Source organism: Glycomyces endophyticus, from assembly GCF_039531525.1.
GTDB classification, from domain to species: Bacteria; Actinomycetota; Actinomycetes; order Mycobacteriales; family Micromonosporaceae; genus Glycomyces; species Glycomyces endophyticus.
Genome location: NZ_BAAAQF010000019.1, coordinates 54,853 through 69,881, shown reverse-complemented (window position 1 = coordinate 69,881; position 15,029 = coordinate 54,853). Strand labels below are relative to the sequence as shown.

At 70.1% G+C, this 15,029-nt stretch carries 17 protein-coding genes; 4 read left to right on the top strand and 13 right to left on the bottom strand.

Features of this window, described 5'->3' with window-relative positions; genetic code table 11:
• The first annotated feature begins 7 nt into the window (after positions 1 to 7).
• The gene (locus ABD419_RS19820) at positions 8 to 565 is read left to right on the top strand and encodes a TetR-like C-terminal domain-containing protein (RefSeq protein WP_344490042.1); all 558 of its coding nucleotides are present in this window, start codon (positions 8 to 10) and stop codon (positions 563 to 565) included.
• A 91-nt stretch (positions 566 to 656) separates the two neighbouring features.
• Here the strand turns inward: ABD419_RS19820 and ABD419_RS19815 are convergent, their stop codons facing one another.
• Entirely contained in the window at positions 657 to 1,637 is a 981-nt protein-coding gene (locus tag ABD419_RS19815) for an alpha/beta hydrolase family protein (protein WP_344490039.1), read from the bottom strand.
• A gap of 56 nt (positions 1,638 to 1,693) precedes the next feature.
• Here ABD419_RS19815 and ABD419_RS19810 point away from each other — a divergent pair, with 56 nt between their 5' ends.
• Positions 1,694 to 2,254: a helix-turn-helix domain-containing protein gene (locus ABD419_RS19810; protein WP_344490036.1), complete on the top strand. Its 561-nt coding sequence runs from the start codon at positions 1,694 to 1,696 to the stop codon at positions 2,252 to 2,254.
• A gap of 71 nt (positions 2,255 to 2,325) precedes the next feature.
• On the opposite strand, the gene ABD419_RS19805 is transcribed toward ABD419_RS19810, so the two are convergent.
• From ABD419_RS19805 to ABD419_RS19790, 4 genes are all read right to left on the bottom strand, one after another.
• Entirely contained in the window at positions 2,326 to 2,574 is a 249-nt protein-coding gene (locus ABD419_RS19805) for a DUF397 domain-containing protein (RefSeq protein ID WP_344490033.1), read from the bottom strand.
• A complete protein-coding gene (locus ABD419_RS19800; protein WP_344490031.1) occupies positions 2,549 to 3,376 on the bottom strand; it encodes a Scr1 family TA system antitoxin-like transcriptional regulator in 828 nt (275 codons plus the stop codon). Before ABD419_RS19800 ends, ABD419_RS19805 begins: the two co-directional genes overlap by 26 nt.
• Positions 3,377 to 3,509: 133 nt before the next feature.
• Positions 3,510 to 4,271 (bottom strand): SIR2 family NAD-dependent protein deacylase, encoded by a 762-nt coding sequence (locus tag ABD419_RS19795; protein WP_344490028.1) that lies wholly within the window; start codon positions 4,269 to 4,271, stop codon positions 3,510 to 3,512.
• A gap of 124 nt (positions 4,272 to 4,395) precedes the next feature.
• Positions 4,396 to 5,259, bottom strand: a complete 864-nt coding sequence (locus ABD419_RS19790; protein ID WP_344490025.1) for a helix-turn-helix transcriptional regulator — start codon at positions 5,257 to 5,259, stop codon at positions 4,396 to 4,398.
• A 185-nt stretch (positions 5,260 to 5,444) separates the two neighbouring features.
• On the opposite strand from ABD419_RS19790, the gene ABD419_RS19785 reads away from it, so the two are divergent.
• Entirely contained in the window at positions 5,445 to 6,389 is a 945-nt protein-coding gene (locus ABD419_RS19785; RefSeq protein WP_344490022.1) for an SDR family oxidoreductase, read from the top strand.
• A 37-nt stretch (positions 6,390 to 6,426) separates the two neighbouring features.
• On the opposite strand, the gene ABD419_RS19780 is transcribed toward ABD419_RS19785, so the two are convergent.
• The 7 genes from ABD419_RS19780 to ABD419_RS19750 all read right to left on the bottom strand — a co-directional run bounded on the left by ABD419_RS19780 (position 6,427) and on the right by ABD419_RS19750 (position 10,481).
• Positions 6,427 to 6,951 carry an NlpC/P60 family protein gene (locus tag ABD419_RS19780; RefSeq protein ID WP_344490019.1) on the bottom strand — a complete coding sequence of 175 codons (525 nt, stop codon included), beginning with the start codon at positions 6,949 to 6,951 and terminating at the stop codon, positions 6,427 to 6,429.
• 240 nt (positions 6,952 to 7,191) lie between these two features.
• Entirely contained in the window at positions 7,192 to 7,953 is a 762-nt protein-coding gene (locus ABD419_RS19775; RefSeq protein ID WP_344490016.1) for an ABC transporter permease, read from the bottom strand.
• Positions 7,950 to 8,741, bottom strand: coding sequence for an ABC transporter ATP-binding protein (locus ABD419_RS19770; RefSeq protein ID WP_344490013.1), 792 nt, complete (start codon positions 8,739 to 8,741; stop codon positions 7,950 to 7,952). Before ABD419_RS19770 ends, ABD419_RS19775 begins: the two co-directional genes overlap by 4 nt.
• A 57-nt stretch (positions 8,742 to 8,798) precedes the next feature.
• Positions 8,799 to 9,218 carry an SHOCT-like domain-containing protein gene (locus tag ABD419_RS19765; protein ID WP_344490010.1) on the bottom strand — a complete coding sequence of 140 codons (420 nt, stop codon included), beginning with the start codon at positions 9,216 to 9,218 and terminating at the stop codon, positions 8,799 to 8,801.
• A gap of 17 nt (positions 9,219 to 9,235) precedes the next feature.
• Entirely contained in the window at positions 9,236 to 9,496 is a 261-nt protein-coding gene (locus ABD419_RS19760; protein WP_344490007.1) for a hypothetical protein, read from the bottom strand.
• Positions 9,493 to 9,855 carry a DUF2089 domain-containing protein gene (locus ABD419_RS19755; protein ID WP_344490004.1) on the bottom strand — a complete coding sequence of 121 codons (363 nt, stop codon included), beginning with the start codon at positions 9,853 to 9,855 and terminating at the stop codon, positions 9,493 to 9,495. The genes ABD419_RS19760 and ABD419_RS19755 overlap by 4 nt, the downstream gene beginning before the upstream one ends.
• Before the next feature lie 161 nt (positions 9,856 to 10,016).
• Positions 10,017 to 10,481 (bottom strand): heme-degrading domain-containing protein, encoded by a 465-nt coding sequence (locus ABD419_RS19750; protein ID WP_344490001.1) that lies wholly within the window; start codon positions 10,479 to 10,481, stop codon positions 10,017 to 10,019.
• A gap of 97 nt (positions 10,482 to 10,578) precedes the next feature.
• Between ABD419_RS19750 and ABD419_RS19745 the strand changes: the two genes are divergently transcribed.
• A complete protein-coding gene (locus ABD419_RS19745; RefSeq protein ID WP_344489997.1) occupies positions 10,579 to 12,165 on the top strand; it encodes a Na+/H+ antiporter in 1,587 nt (528 codons plus the stop codon).
• A 43-nt stretch (positions 12,166 to 12,208) separates the two neighbouring features.
• Here the strand turns inward: ABD419_RS19745 and ABD419_RS19740 are convergent, their stop codons facing one another.
• Entirely contained in the window at positions 12,209 to 14,983 is a 2,775-nt protein-coding gene (locus ABD419_RS19740) for an exo-rhamnogalacturonan lyase family protein (protein WP_344489994.1), read from the bottom strand.
• Positions 14,984 to 15,029 lie beyond the last annotated feature (46 nt).

The window sequence follows — 15,029 nt, the reverse complement described above, 5'->3', positions numbered from 1 at the left end:
TGTCCGAGTGCAGGGAACCAACACGTCTTCAGCAGGGCGCCCGCGCTCGGACCTCAACGCGGTCGTCTTCGCGGCCACGCGAAGGACGGTCGACGAGCTCGGCTACGCGGGCGCCACCATGGACCGCATCGCGGCCGCGGCCGGGACCGCGAAGACCACGCTGTACCGGCGCTGGCCCTCCAAGGGCGCGCTCATCATCGACTGCCTGCTCGACGCCTTCAGCCCGATGCCGGAGCTCACCGAGGACCGCCCGGCCTCGCTCGCGGGAGCGATCCGCTGGCTCGCGGGCAAGATCGGCGAGCCGGGCGTGGGCGCCGCCTTCGCGGGCGTCTTCAGCGACGCGGTCAACGACCCGGCCCTGCGCGAGCTGCTCAGCACCCGCTTCCAGGCGCCCTATCTGGCGATGCTGCGCGACTACCTCGGCGAGTCCGAACAGCGCATCCTGCTGTTCATCGACGTCATCACCGGCACCCTGCTCCACCGCATGGGCATGACCGGCCGCCCGATGGAGGACCGTGACGTCGAGCTGATGATCGACATGGTGCTCAAGACCTTCGGGGAATGAGGCGGCGCGCGGCTTCGGACGGTGCCGCCCGCTCGGGAGGGAGCGGCGTGAGGTTAGAGCGGGAGCCGACGAGCGGTGGTCAAGGGCCGCGTCATCTGGGCTGGGCGCGGTCGATCCAGTCGGCGACGTGGTCGACGACTTCGGGGTCGACATGCTGGGGAAGCAGGTAGTCGTCCGGGAGGGACGGGCCGGTCCCGGAGAAGAACATGTGGTCGTCGGCCTCGAACACCGCGAAATCGACGCCGGAGCGGTCGGCGAGGCCCGAGCGCCATCGGGCCAGGTCGTCGGCGACCGTGACCTGGTAGTCGCGGCCGCCTTGGACGATGAGCATCGGCTGGTCGAGCGCGGCGGCCTCCTCGACCGGATCGAAGTCGCGCAACTCGAGCCAGTACGGGGCGGGCAGGCCGAACGGCAGGTCCCCGGCAGGGGTCTGCGGCGTCAGGTCGGGACCGTCGACGAGCGCGGCCTGCCGGGCGATCGTCTCGACGGCCGAGGCCGGCACCTGGTCGGGGACGGTCCCGGCGAGATAAGTGACCACTCGGACGGCGGCGTGGTGCATCGGCTCGGTGTCGCCGGCCATGATCACCAGCCCGGCGACGGTCGGCACGGACGCGGCGACCCGCGGCGCGACTTTGCCGCCCATGCTGTGGCCGAGGAGGAAGACGCGGTCGGCGTCGACCTCGGGACGGTCGGCGAGCTGCTCGACCGCGTCGACGGCGTAGGGCACGTATTCGCCGGTCATGGTCAGGTCTGATGCGGCCGCGAACTCGGGGTGGGCGAAGGTGGGTTTGTCGAAGCGCAGCACTGCGATGCCGCGGCCGGCCAGGCCCCAGGCCAGGTCCTTGAGCGGTTTGTTGGGCCCCGCGGTTCCGTCGCGGTCGAACGGACCGCCGCCGCCCAGCAGCACCACAGCCGGTGCCGGCGTGCGGCGGGCCGGGAGGCTCACGGTGCCGGGTACCGCGAAGGGGCCGGTCCCGACGGTGACCGCCTGCTCGGTGAAGCGCGTCGGGTCGGCGTAGGCGGGCGGGGTCCAGCCGGTGTTCGCGGTGTCAGTCGGGACGGGGTCGCTCATCATCTCAACCTTTCTCAATCTATGCGAACGATAGCATGATGTGAGATCATTGCGGGATGGAAGGTTTCGAACTCCTCGCGCACCCCGTGCGGCTGCGGGTGATCCATGCGATGCGCGGCGGTCGGGAGCTGACGACCGCCGAGTTGTGCGAGCGCATCACCGACGTCTCCAAGGCCACGGTCTACCGGCACGTCGAGCTGCTCGTGGCCGGCGGCGTCCTGGAGGTCGCCGCCGAGCGTCGGGTGCGGGGTGCCGTCGAGCGCCGCTTCCGGCTGCACCAGGACCGCGCCGTGATCGACGCCGACATGGTCGCGTCGCTCTCCCGCGACGACCACCGGCGCAGTTTCGCGGCCGCCCTGGCGACCCTTGCCGCCGAGTACGACGCCTACCTCGACCGCGACGACGCCGCCCCGATCACCGACCAGGTCGGGTACCGCCAGCACGCCGTCTGGCTCAGCCCTGAAGAGCTGCAAGCGATGATCGACCTGATGCGCAAGGCGATCGCACCCCGCATCGCCAACGAGGCCACGCCTGAACGCACCCAGTACCTCATCAGCCCGATCCTCTTCCCGATCGCGGCACCACCCACCGACCCCGGCGCGGGGACCCGCGTCTAGTCACACCGGACTCATGACGAAGCGAACCGGCCGCGCTCGTCTGGGCGCGACCGGCTCGGTGGTCGGTGTGCTTATGCGGTCGCGCTGATGAGCGCGGCCAGGTCGCGGTCACTCAGATCGAGGAGAGGGGAGGCGTCGCCCAGCTTCGAGTCCCGAAGGTGGAAGCCGGTGTCCTGACAGGGGGAGATTTCAACGCACTCGTTGGTTCCCGCAGCGTTGCTTCGGGTGCTCCTGCGCCACGAGCGTCGTAGCTCGACGCAGTTGCCGTCGCTGCCGCTGCTGCTGCGAGTGCTCTTACGCCAAGCGGTCACGTTCTGCATCGAGGAATGCCTCCAGGTCATCGCAGCGCGTCCAGTTCTTCTTGATGCGCTCATGGTAGCTCTCCACTCGCGTGAGCTCCTCGATGCACCAACTGCGGTCGTGGATTTGCGCGTAGACGAAGGCTGGCCCTGCGGTACGACTTTTCCCGGGCACGTAGACCTCAAACGGGCCCCCAAGGTCGCTGCATTGGTTCATGACTCGGATGTCCCAGTGCGGAAGAGCGTTCCAGCTTCTCAGCGCCTCGATCTGGTCCTGTCGGTCTGACCGGTTCATTGTCTTGAGGTCGGAGAGCGCGCTTGAACCGATGATGATGCTGATACGGAAAGGTGAGGTCCGGGCTTTGAGTTCGACCTGGCGAAGCTCCTTGAAGTTGGCTCCGAACTCGGCTTGCGCATCGGTGGTTCCCTCGGCGGGCTGCAGTACCTGCGAGTTGTACTGCCGCGTCTGCACGATGCCAGGAAGAACCAGCGGTTCGCACTTCCAGATCGAGCCGTAGTGAAGCTCCGCCTTCGCCAGACCCAGTGCGTTATATCGCGGGTGGGTCTCCAGGTTGAGGCTGGTCTTGTCTCGGGCGATGTCAGCCAGGAACTGGGTGATCTCCTCGCCCATGTTGAGGGTCTTGCCGATCCCGAGCATTTCAGGGTAAGTGGGCAGGGTGACGCCCTTCTCCCAGTTGCGGATCGTTCCTTCGCTGACCCCGAGGATCACCGCGAGCTGTTTGGGTGACAGTCCCATGAGTTCTCGCCCATCGGCGAGGTGGACACCGACCTGCCAGCTCGTGAGTGCAGAAGGAACAGCCATGAGCACCTCCGTCGTACCTGGTGGGACATTCAGGCTCCCATGTCCGCAGGGCAAACGAGAACCGCCACGAGCGGCTACTTCTTAAGTGCTCGTTGCGACCTCAAATATTGGCCGCAAGAATTTCGCGCAAAAATTACACGGCCGCCGCGACAAGTTGCGGCAGCACCTCGCCGATCGGTTGGCGCAGAACGGCATTGGCGTCCTCGTCGTACGGCGTCGGCTCGCCGTTGAGGATGACCAATCGAGTCCCGTGTGCTATCGCGTAATCGCACAGTCCTGCCGCCGGGTAGACGCCGAGCGAGGTGCCGATGGCCACGAACAGGTCCGCACCGCGTGTCGCCTCGACCGCCGCTTCGATGACCTCCGGCAGGAGTTCCTGTCCGAAGGAGATGGTCGCCGACTTCAAGATCCCGCCGCACCGCAGGCACGCCGGATCCTGCTCGCCCGCTTCGATCCTCGGCAGCGTGCCCTGCATCGGGTTCCGGTCGCCGCAGTCGAGGCACATGACCTCCCGGGCGGTCCCGTGCAGCTCCACGACCAGGTTCGGCGACGAGCCCGCCGCCTGGTGCAGGCCGTCGATGTTCTGGGTGAGGACCGCGCGGAGCCGTCCGGTGCCCTCGTAGTCGACCAGCGCGCGATGCCCCGCATTGGGCTCGGCGGTCCATACCGGACTCGCGAGCCGCGCCGTCCACGCCTGCTTCCGCACCTCGGGGTCGGCGAGGTAGTTCTGGTACGTGAACATGAACTGGGCCGCCGGGTTCTTCGTCCACACCCCCTGCGGACCCCGGAAGTCCGGGATGCCGGACTCGGTCGAGATCCCGGCGCCGGTGAGGACCACGACGGCCTCGGCCTCGGCGAACCACCGGGCCACCTCGGATACAGAAGACTCGCTCACCTGACGGAACGTACCCCAACACCGGACCGAACGCCGGACCTGGGCGGCCGCGATCGAACCCCCTCCCTCGACACCGGCAACAAGCAGGACCTCGAATATGCGCGACAGCGCATCGCCCCGTGGACTACTCCGACTCCGTCGGCCGCGACGACTCGAGCGCCTGCGTCCCGATGACCGACAGGAGGTACAACTTCTCGTGACTCTCGCTGCCAGGCGTCGCCGTGTACACCAGGAGCGCGTGCGACTCACCCGGGTCGACCAGGCGCTGGCACTCCAGTTCCAGCGCCCCGACCTCGGGATGGACGAAGTGCTTGGTGTCGCGGGGCCGGACCCCGATCTCGTGCGCGTTCCAGGCCCGCTCGAACTCCTCGCTCTCGGCCAGCAGCAGCTCGCAGAGCTCGGCGGCGCGCGAGCGAGGCCCCCGGAGCGTCACCATCTCGCGCAGCCCCGAGGCGTACATGCGGGTCATGAACGCGTGCTCCCGCGGCGCGTACCGGGCCCGCGTCTCAGGGTCGGTGAACCACCGGTAGCCGAGGCTGCGGGACGGTCCGGTGTAGCGGGTCGTGTCGCCGTTCAGCGCCACGCCGAGGGCGTTCTGGCGCAGCGTCTCCCCAAGCTCGGTGACGATCTCCGCGGGCGTGTCGCCGAGGCGGTCGAGGACGCGCAGCAGACCCGGGCTGATGTGCTCGCCCCCGCCGCCGCGCGCGGGTGGGTTCTGGCCCGCGAGGCGGAACAGGTGGTCGCGCTCGTCGAGCGAGAGGTGCAGGCCCTGCGCGATCGAGGCGAGCATCTGCGCCGACGGCTGCGGGCCGCGCTCGCGTTCGAGCCGCGAGTAGTAGTCCGTCGACATGTGGCACAGCCCCGCGACCTCCTCACGGCGCAAGCCGCTCGTGCGGCGGCGCGGGCCGCGCGGAAGGCCCACGTCCTCCGGCTGGAGCGCCTCGCGGCGCCTGCGGAGGAACTCGGCCAGTCCGGCGCGGTCGATCACGGTGTGCCCTCTTCTCTCGGTCCTGCCTCGTTTCTACCGCCTCGCCGCGACCGCATCCACGGATCACCGATCCCACCCTCACGCCTGCGCGCGGGGACCGGGGCAGCCGGGGATCGGGAAGTCCTGGATACGGGCGGCGAGCCGATCTACGGTCCAAGGCGAACCCGACACCGAGGAGCGTCACCATGGCACGTCGACCGATCGACATCACCGTCCCCGACCTGACCGGGAAGCGCGCCGTCGTCACCGGTGCGAGCGACGGGATGGGCCTGGGCATCGCCGAGCGCCTCGCCGCGGCCGGCGCCGAAGTCGTGATGCCCGTGCGCAACCGGCGCAAGGGCGAGGCCGCGGTCCTGAGCATCCGCGAGCGCGTGCCCGGGGCCGACGTCTCGCTGCGCGACCTCGACCTGTCCTCGCTCGACTCCGTCGCCGCGCTGGGGGAGACCCTGCTCGGCGAGGGCCGCCCGATCGACCTCCTCGTCAACAACGCCGGGGTGATGACCCCGCCCGACCGGCAGACCACCGCGGACGGCTTCGAGCTCCAGTTCGGCACCAACCACCTCGGGCACTTCGCGCTCGTCGGCCGCCTCCTGCCGCTGCTGCGAGCGGGGCGCGCCCGCGTCACCTCGCAGGTCAGTGTCGCCGCCCGCCGCGGGCGCATCAACTGGGACGACCTGAACTGGGAACGGGGGTACGACGGCGGGCGCGCCTACGCGCAGTCGAAGATCGCGTTCGGCCTCTTCGGCCTCGAACTCGACCGCCGCAGCAGGGCCGGCGGCTGGGGGATCACCAGCAACCTCTCCCACCCCGGCGTCGCCCCCACCAGCCTCCTCGCCGCCCGGCCCGAGATCGGCCGCACCAGCGACACCGCGGGGGTGCGCCTCATCCGCGCACTCTCCAAGCGCGGCATCCTCCTCGGCACCGTCGAGTCCGCGACGCTCCCCGCCCTCATGGCCGCCACCGACCCCGCCGCGAAACCCGGCGTCCTCTACGGTCCCGAGGGCCCCGGCCACCTCGGCGGCCCGCCCGCCGAGCAGGCCCTCTATCGGCCGCTGCGCAGCGCGGACGAGGCCGCGCGCGTGTGGGAGGTCTCGGAGCGCCTGACCGCCACCGTCTTCTCGGCGGCGTGACCGGGGGGGGGGCCCTGGCCCCGCCGCCGGCGCCCGGTCAGTTGTCGCGGATGTTCCGGTACCGCCGCGGGATGTAGTTCTGAGCCCGCAGCGAGGCGGGGGAGACCTGGATGTGCCGCATGTCCGACGAGGGCGTCGCCAGGTCGTAGATCCAGATGTTCCCGTCGTCGCCGCGCATGTGGTACAGCATGCAGTGGTTGTCGTAGGAGTTGACGACGTCGCCGGGTTTGAGCTCGCTCCACTCGATCCTGGCGGCGATGTCGGGGATGCTCCGGGTGCTGTGGCCCGGGGTGGAGGTGTGCCAGGCCATCGAGACGAAGCCGGAGCAGTCCTGCCGGTAGGTGTGGCTGCCTTCGATGTCGGAGGCCCGGCTGCCGCCGTTGTACTGGATGTCGCGCAGGAACCAGTTGCGGGCCCGGTTCATGACCTCGTCGCGGGTGACGAGGCCCCGGTAGGCGGCGCTCGCCGGGGCGGCGACGGCGAGCACGGGGATCGCGCTGGCGGGGACCAGCGCGGCGGCCTGGAGCAGACGGCGCCGAGAGAGCAGCGGTCGTTCGGTCATGTGGTGCTCCTCTGAGAGACGGCCGGCCGGGGGGTCCGGTCGGCATGTCCTCCATCCTTCGTGGAGCGGACGCCTCATTCCAGGCGGAACCGAGGCAGAACGGAGGCGGGATCGCGGTGCTCCTCGGGTTCTCGAAGCTCAAGCCGGGACCCGCATGGAGGCGCTCATCGGCGAACTGCCGCCCGTACAAGGCGGCGGGCCGGTCCCGATGGGGCCGGCCCGCCTGGTTTCCCTTGCGGATCAAGCGATCTTCTTGTGGTAGGTGACCATCGCGAAGATGTAGGCGACGATCAGGATGCCCACGAGCCACGCCAGGGCGATCCAGATGTCGTTCCCGACCGGCTGCTCCGCGAAGAGCGCCCGGATCGAGTTGACGATCGAGGTGACCGGCTGGTTCTCGGCGAACCACTCCACCGGCGCGGGCATCGTGTCGGTCGGCACGAATGCCGAGCTGATGAACGGCAGGAAGATGAGCGGGTAGGAGAACGCGGAGGCGCCGTCGGGGGAGGTGGCCGCCAGCCCCGCGATCACCGCCAGCCAGCTCAGCGCCAGCGTGAAGAGGACGAGGATGCCCGTCACCGCCAGCCAGGCGCCGACGCCCGCGGAGGTGCGGAAGCCCATGACCAGCGAGACCACCACGATGACGGCCACCGAGATCATGTTGGACACCAGCGAGGTCAGCACGTGCCCCCACAGGACCGAGGAGCGGGCGATCGGCATCGAGTGGAACCGCTCGAAGATGCCGCTCTGGAGGTCGCTGTAGAGCCGGTAGGCCGTGTACGCGATGCCGCTGGCGATCGAGATGAGCAGGATGCCGGGCATCAGGTAGTTGACGTAGTTGTCGGTGCCCGCGTCGATGGCGCCGCCGAGCACGTACGTGAACAGCAGCATCATCGCGATCGGGGTGATCGTGACGGTGAGGATGGTGTCCAGGCTTCGGAAGACGTGGCGCATCGAGCGCCCGAGCATGACGTTGGCGTCGCTGAAGGTGTGGGCGCTCATCGCGTCTCCTCCTTGCCGTTCGCGGGGGACTTGTCGCCGACGATCGCGAGGAAGACCTCCTCCAGGGTGGGCTGCCGCTCCACGTACTCCACTGTGGCCGAGGGCAGCAGCGTGCGCAGCTCGGCGAGCGTGCCGTCGACGATGATGGTGCCCTGGTGGAGGATCGCGATGCGGTCGGCGAGCTTCTCGGCCTCGTCGAGGTACTGGGTGGTGAGCAGGACCGTGGTCCCGCCGTCGGCGAGGTCCTGGACGACGTTCCAGACCTCGATGCGGGCCTCCGGGTCGAGCCCGGTGGTGGGCTCGTCGAGGAAGATCACCGGCGGCTCGCCGATGAGGCTCATGGCGATGTCGAGGCGGCGGCGCATGCCGCCGGAGTACGTCGCCACGCGCCGCCGGCCCGCGTCGGCGAGGCCGAAGCGCTCCAGCAGCCCGTCGGCGATCCGCTTGGGCTCCTTCACCTGCCGGAGCCTGGCGATCATGACCAGGTTCTCGTGGCCGGTGAGGATCTCGTCGACCGCGGCGAACTGGCCGGTCAGGCTGATGGACTCGCGGACCCGGGCGGGATCGGCGGCGACGTCGAAGCCGTTGACGGTCGCCGTGCCCCCGTCCGCCTTGAGGAGGGTCGCGAGGATCCGCACGAGGGTGGTCTTGCCGGCGCCGTTGGACCCGAGCAGCGCGTAGATGCTGCCGCGGGCGACGTCGAGGTCGACCCCCTTGAGCACGTGCAGGTCCTTGTAGGACTTCTCAATGCCCTTGATCCGGATCGCCGGTGGCACAGGGGTGTTCATGTCTTCTCGCTTCACTGGTGGGTAGAGGGTGAGCAGCAGGCCGAGATCGAGCACGGCCTACTCGCAGTAGATGCGCACCTTGGTGTCCGTCTGGTCGACGTCCAGGGTGAGGTCGTCGAGGGCGTCGACGAGGTCTTCGAGCTGGTTCGGCTTGATCTCGGTCAGGTCGACCGGCACGCCCTGCTTGACGAGCTCCTGGTTGGCGCGCTCGAGGGCCTGCGGCGGCACGAAGACCGCGAGCTTGACTCCGGCGCGGAGCAGCTTGAGCGGCACGCGGATGTTGACCTTGGTCTCGCCGCTGTACTCGTCGTTCGCGTCCACGACCAGGCGCAGGAACTTCGGCCGCTTCCCGCCGCGGGCCGCGGGCGCCGCGTCGGGCTCCTCGGTCTCGACGGCCGTGAGGAGGCGCTCGGCCTCGTCGGCGGTGATCTTGCCTTCTGCCAGCATCTGGAGGATCTGGCGTCGCTGTTCGCTCATGGTTCCCGGTTTCCTTTTCATCTGACGGAGACGACCACGGCGGTGCGGCCCTGCTCGATCTCGAAGCGGGCGCCCGGCAGCGCCCAGAAGACGCGCCCCACGCCGGCGAGTGTTTTGAAGGGCGGCATGTCGAACATCAGGCAGGCGACCACCCCGCCGATCACGGCGAGCACGAGCAGCGGCGACAGCAGCAGCACGATGGGGACCACGGGGAGGAAGAGCCGCCTGACACGGCCGTCGGGGCGGCGCCAGCGCGCCGTCACCAGCTGGGGGATCATCGGGACCTCTCAAGTTCCGCCAGCGCCTCGTCGACGCTGATGTCCCCTTGGCGCAGGCGCTCGATGACGTCGGCGCCGGTCGGGGCGGGGTCGGTGTCGACGAAGTCGAGTCGGCCGGCGATCCGGTTGAGGCGGGCCTTGACCGTCGGGTAGCTGACCCCGAAGATCCGCTCCATCTCCTTGATGGACCCGTGCGACCTGACGAACGCGGCGACGAACACCTGGTCGTCGGCGCCGAGCTGCGCGAGCTGCGGCGGCTCGAACTCCCCTTCGACCGCGATCCCGCTCTCCACGAGCCGGACGCGCTCGACGGTGAACTCCTGGCCGCGCGTCAGATCGGTCAACTCCTGCCAGTCCATCCCGGCCCCTTCTTCCTCGACGATGTTCGTCCTTCATTTGTAGCTTGAGAATCTTAAGAAGTCAACTCGAGAATCTTAATTATCTTGATTTCGAGTTCAAGGGCATGAAAAAACCGCCCTGTTACAGGCGGTTTGTAGTGATTTTTGAGTGAGCCTGTGACCTAGGCGTCCTCTTCCAGGTAGGCGCGGATGCCCGCGACGACGAGCGCGTGGTCCTCCAGCGACGCCAACCCCGAGGCCGTCACCGCCGCGACCACCCCGACGCCGCGCACCCGGATCGGGAACGACCCGCCGGTGACCGCGTACTCGGCCGGGTCCATCCCGGCCTCGGCGGGCGAGACGCCCTTCGCGGCCAGCTGCTCCTTCACCAGCGCCGAGCTGTGCTCCTTGCGCAGCACCACCGCGGCCTTGCGCGCGATCCACGACTCCTGGTCCGGCGTGCTCCCCGGCAGCGCCGCCCGGAACAGGATCAGACCCGGACGGCGGATGTCGATCCCCACCCCGTGCCCGGCCTCCTGCGCGATCGCCGTGATCCGCGACCCCAGCCGCCACGCGGCCCCGTGGTCGAACGAGCCGAACACCAGCTCGGCCTCCTGGCGCTCGAACTCCTCGATCGCATCGCCCATCTCCGCACGTCCTCCACTCGTATCGACGGCCGGATCAAAGATACGGCCCCGCGCGCGAACCCGCCCGCACCCGCCGAACCTGCGGCAGGATACGCACATGCTGGGCCTCGAACTCATCGTCGTCATCGGCGCGGTCCTGGTCGCCTGCCGCGTCGGCGCGCAGCGCACCGGGATCGCCGCGCCCGTGCTCCAGCTCGCCGCCGGCGTGCTCCTCGGCCTCCTCCCCACCTTCGGCGCCCTCGAACTCCCCTCCGAAGTGGTCCTGCTGCTGTTCCTGCCCGCGCTGCTGTGGTGGGAGGCGTTCAACACCTCGCTGCGCGAGATCCGCCGCTACCGGCGCGCGATCTTCCTGACCAGCACCCTCCTCGTGGTCGCCACGGCCGCGGCCGTCGCTGCCACCGCCCACGCCTTCGGCGTCCCTTGGGGACCGGCATGGGTGCTCGGCGCCGCGCTCGCCCCCACCGACGCGACCGCCGTCAACGTCGTCGCCCGGTACCTGCCCCGTCGCCAGATCATGGTCCTGCGCGCCGAGAGCCTGGTCAACGACGGCACCGCGCTGGTGGTCTTCGGCCTCGCCGTGGGCGTCGTCGTCAGCGGCGAGGAGCTGAGCCCGGCCCACATCGGCTGGGAGCTGCTGGTCTCCTACGGCGGCGGCATCGCCGCGGGCGTCGCCGCCGCGCTCGTCTGGGTCGCGCTGCGCCGCCACATCACCGACACGCTCGCCGCCGCCACGATCTTCTTCCTCATCCCCTTCACCGGGTACCTCCTCGCCGAGCTCGTCCACGCCTCCGGTGTGCTCGCCGCCGTCGCGGCCGGCCTCATCGTCGCCCAGACCAGCCCCGTCTACGGCTCCGCGCCCGCCCGGCGGCAGGTGTTCGCCACCTGGGGCTTCGTGACCTTCCTGCTCAACGGCGCCCTGTTCGTGCTCATCGGCATCGAGTCGCAGGCGGCCGTCAGGGGCATGGAGGGCGCCGACCTGCTCCAGGCCCTCGGCATGGTCGCGGTCATCGCGCTCGTGCTCGTGGCGGTGCGGATCGCATTCCTGTTCACCTCGGTGTTCTTCATCCGCCTGCTCGACCGGCGCCCGCAGCAGCGCCTCCTGCGCGTGGGCGCCCGCGCCCGCATCGTCTCGGGCCTCTCCGGGTTCCGCGGCGCGATCTCCCTCGCCATCGCGATCGCCGTCCCGACCGCGATCGACGCCGGTTCGGCCTTCCCCTACCGCGACACCATCGTCTTCACGACCTTCGGCGTCATCTGCGTGATGCTCCTGCCCGCCTTCTTCCTCCCGGCGGTCATCCGCTGGGCCCGGATGCCCGAGGACACCGAACCCGAGGAGGAGCTCCACTACGCCCGCACCCAGACCTCCACCGCCGCACTCGAAGCCCTTCCGCGCCTCGCCGACGAGCAGGGCGCCCGCGCCTCCACCCTGCACCGCCTGGAGACCGAGATGCGCGAGCACCTCGACGTCCTCGGCGCCGACCCCGACGACGACGCCCCCGACGCCGCCCCGCAGCTCCGCAGCGACTACAACCGCCTCCGCCTCGCCGTCATCGCCGAGAAGCGCGCCACCCTCATCCGCCTGCGCCGCGACCGCCGCATCGACGACACCGTGCTGCGCCGCATGCAGTTCACCCTCGACATCGAGGAGATCCGCCTCCTCGAAGACCCCGCCGACGACGAGTGAGCGGCGGGCGAGGGCCCGGCCCTGAGCCGGGCCCTCGGGTGGGCTACTCGTCGGGGACGAAGTCGCCGATCAGGTGCAGGTTCTGGATGGCGGCCATGCCCCACTGGGCGGCGTCGTTGGTGGCCATGCGGGGCCACCAGTCGGTCGGGTTCAGGGTGGTCTCGACGCGCTCGAACTCGGGCCAGGTGGGGGAGTCGCCGCGCCAGTACTCGGCCTGGGTGCGGAAGACCTTCCAGGCGTGGCGGGCCTGGGACTCGTCGCCGGTGCGGGCGTAGACCTGGGCGTTGCCGCGGCAGAACGCCCACAGGAACAGGTCGCCGAAGCGGGCGCCGTACTCGGCCTCCTGCTCGGCGCGGGTGGCGGTGTAGAAGCGGGAGTAGCGGAGCCAGTCGGCCTCGAAGGCGGGCATGTCGACCTGCTGGAGGAGCTCGGCGACGATCTCGAAGCGGCCGAATCCGCTGGAGAGGTTCGAGCGCTCGACGACGGGGGTCTCCGCGATCGCGTACCGGCCGGTGTCCATGTCGTACGCCGCGGAGCCCTGCGCGAACCCGTTGGGCTGGGCCGCGATCGTCTCCATGGTGCCGAGGACCTTGTCGCGGCAGAACTCCCAGTCCGGGCCGCGCCGCTCCCACTCGGTGAGCCACGCGGCCGCGAGCGCCGCCCAGCTGGTGCCGAAGCCGATGTCGATCGCGTTCGGGTCGGGGTCCCACGGGTCGGCCTCGGGGTCGCGGATCTTGCGGCCGGTGTCGAGGACCAGCGCGGTCTTCTCCGAGTCGTGGAGGAACCGCAGGATGCCGCCGACGCGCTCGTCGGCCGTCAGGTAGTAGAAGTACCGCCAGTAGTTCGCGTTCGAGATGCGCACCTGTTTGGACGAGTCGCCCCAGTGCATGACGCCGTGCCGCGTGCCCAGGCCCGCCCAGTCGCCGAGGTGGTAGGTGTTCACCTCGGTCGTCTTGCGGGTCATGGCCTCCGCGAACCGGAACGACTCGGCCGAGCCGGTGTGCAGGTAGTACTGCCACAGCCACTGGTCGGTGGAGAACTCGGAGTTGTCCCACGCGTAGCCGCCGACGTCGTACCGCCACACCTTGCGGTCGCCGTCCTGGGAGTGCATGACGTCGCCGTAGTCCCAGAAGCCGTACCAGTGCCGCTGGTCCTGCGCGTTCCGGTAGTACGCGAAGTTCGCGTCGAGGACGTCCTCGGTGAACTCCTTGAACGGGTGCGACCGGTCGACGGGGCCGACGAGGCCGCCGAAGGCGCCGGCGGCGCTCAGGTGCTCGGGCGGGGCCACGACCTGCGGCTGGGCGCGGACCGCGTCGGCCATGGCGCCCAAGCGATCGGCTGAGGGCGTCGCCTCCAGGGCCCAGAACAGGAGCTCGGAGGTGCGGGCGACGCCGTAGGGCGTGTCGAAGCCCGCCTCCCAGTCCTCGTAAGTGATCTCGAGGGCGTCGAGCTGCTTCGCGTAGGTGTCCTGGCCGAGGCCGTCGTGGTAGAACCGGTTGTCCATCGGCTGCGCCTCGGGCGACCACATCCACACCGTCACCTGGGCCTCGTCGGTGTGCGCGCCCCGGATGTCGAGCCCGGCGGGGTGGCGCTGCCAGAAGTCCTTCATGCCGAACGCGAACCCGCCGGAGACGCCGCCGACGTACCCGAAGCCGGAGGCGCGGCGGCCCTGGTCGACCGGGACCCAGCCGTGGCCCTCCTTGGTGCGCTTCTTGACCGCGTACCCCTCGGAGGTGAGCTGGGTGAGCGAGTAGTCGCCCCAGTCGGGGATCCACTGGAGGCGCGTGGTCACGCGCTGGTCCCAGGTGGCCGGGTCGGGGAGCGCGGTGCCCGCGATCTGCGCGTCGCGCACGGCCGCGCCCGGGTCGCGGCGCATGCCGGTGATCCCCTTGACGGCCTCGGTGAGCTGGCCGTGGCCCTCGCCGACGAACCGCACGTGCCGGTCGTACATCGCGTCGGACATCGCCACCGTGAAGCGCACGCCGAGGCCGGCGATGAACGCGTCGTCGCCGTCGGAGTCGTAGACGAACGTGTGCACCATGCGGAACGACTCGCCGCCCGCGTAGAAGTACAGGCGCACGGTGAACGGCAGCCAGGAGCGGCCGCGGCCGCGGGTCTTGCGGTGGTTGCCGTCGATGCGGACCACCGCGCGGACCGGACCCTCCTGCTCGACGGTGACCTCCTCGATCTCGGAGGTGTAGCGGTCGCGGCTGACCGAGCCGGTCTCGGCGTCGGGGGCCTCGGTCTGGGTGATGTTGACGAGGTGCCCGTCCTTCGCGACGGTCGTGTCACCGCGCTTGACGTGCTTGATCAGGTTCGTGCCGGACTTGCCGATCCGCGCGGTGATGACGCCGGTGGAGACGTCGACGTGGCCGCGGGAGGTGCTGACGGCGACCTCGTGGCCGCCCGCGGCGGGCTCGCCCGCTTCGAGGGTGAACGACTCGGCGACGGCGTCGGGGCCGACGGCGTGCGCGGTCCACTTCAGCGACCCGTCGGGCCAGTAGGCGAGGGGCCAGGTCTGGACCGGGACGGCCGCGCCGTCGGCGGCGGTGAGCTTGAACGCCTGCTCCTGGCCGAAGCGGCCCGGTCCCCACGGGACGCCCCAGGTGGAGCCGGGGGACTCGGCCGGCGCGCCTTCGAGCCACTTGAGCTCGACCGACTCGGGGCCGGCGTCGGTCGAGGGGCCGGTCTGGGCGTGCGCGGGCGCGGCCTCGAAGAGCGCGGCCGCGGCGGCGACGCCCGCGGTCGTGGCCAGGACGCCGCGGCGGCTGAACCCGGTGCGGGCCAGCGGTTCGGGAGCGGGTGCAGGGCTCGGCATGGTGCCTCCAGAGGGTGCGAGAGGGGCAATGATGTAAATCGTTTTA

What these genes read in the sequence shown, in the direction of transcription:
- ABD419_RS19815 (WP_344490039.1), bottom strand. Translation starts at nt 1,637, where the DNA reads ATGAGCGACCCCGTCCCGACTGACACCGCGAACACCGGCTGGACCCCG.
- ABD419_RS19810 (WP_344490036.1), top strand. Translation starts at nt 1,694, where the DNA reads ATGGAAGGTTTCGAACTCCTCGCGCACCCCGTGCGGCTGCGGGTGATC.
- ABD419_RS19805 (WP_344490033.1), bottom strand. Translation starts at nt 2,574, where the DNA reads ATGCAGAACGTGACCGCTTGGCGTAAGAGCACTCGCAGCAGCAGCGGC.
- ABD419_RS19800 (WP_344490031.1), bottom strand. Translation starts at nt 3,376, where the DNA reads ATGGCTGTTCCTTCTGCACTCACGAGCTGGCAGGTCGGTGTCCACCTC.
- ABD419_RS19785 (WP_344490022.1), top strand. Translation starts at nt 5,445, where the DNA reads ATGGCACGTCGACCGATCGACATCACCGTCCCCGACCTGACCGGGAAG.
- ABD419_RS19780 (WP_344490019.1), bottom strand. Translation starts at nt 6,951, where the DNA reads ATGACCGAACGACCGCTGCTCTCTCGGCGCCGTCTGCTCCAGGCCGCC.
- ABD419_RS19775 (WP_344490016.1), bottom strand. Translation starts at nt 7,953, where the DNA reads ATGAGCGCCCACACCTTCAGCGACGCCAACGTCATGCTCGGGCGCTCG.
- ABD419_RS19770 (WP_344490013.1), bottom strand. Translation starts at nt 8,741, where the DNA reads ATGAACACCCCTGTGCCACCGGCGATCCGGATCAAGGGCATTGAGAAG.
- ABD419_RS19765 (WP_344490010.1), bottom strand. Translation starts at nt 9,218, where the DNA reads ATGAGCGAACAGCGACGCCAGATCCTCCAGATGCTGGCAGAAGGCAAG.
- ABD419_RS19760 (WP_344490007.1), bottom strand. Translation starts at nt 9,496, where the DNA reads ATGATCCCCCAGCTGGTGACGGCGCGCTGGCGCCGCCCCGACGGCCGT.
- ABD419_RS19755 (WP_344490004.1), bottom strand. Translation starts at nt 9,855, where the DNA reads ATGGACTGGCAGGAGTTGACCGATCTGACGCGCGGCCAGGAGTTCACC.
- ABD419_RS19750 (WP_344490001.1), bottom strand. Translation starts at nt 10,481, where the DNA reads ATGGGCGATGCGATCGAGGAGTTCGAGCGCCAGGAGGCCGAGCTGGTG.
- ABD419_RS19745 (WP_344489997.1), top strand. Translation starts at nt 10,579, where the DNA reads ATGCTGGGCCTCGAACTCATCGTCGTCATCGGCGCGGTCCTGGTCGCC.
- ABD419_RS19740 (WP_344489994.1), bottom strand. Translation starts at nt 14,983, where the DNA reads ATGCCGAGCCCTGCACCCGCTCCCGAACCGCTGGCCCGCACCGGGTTC.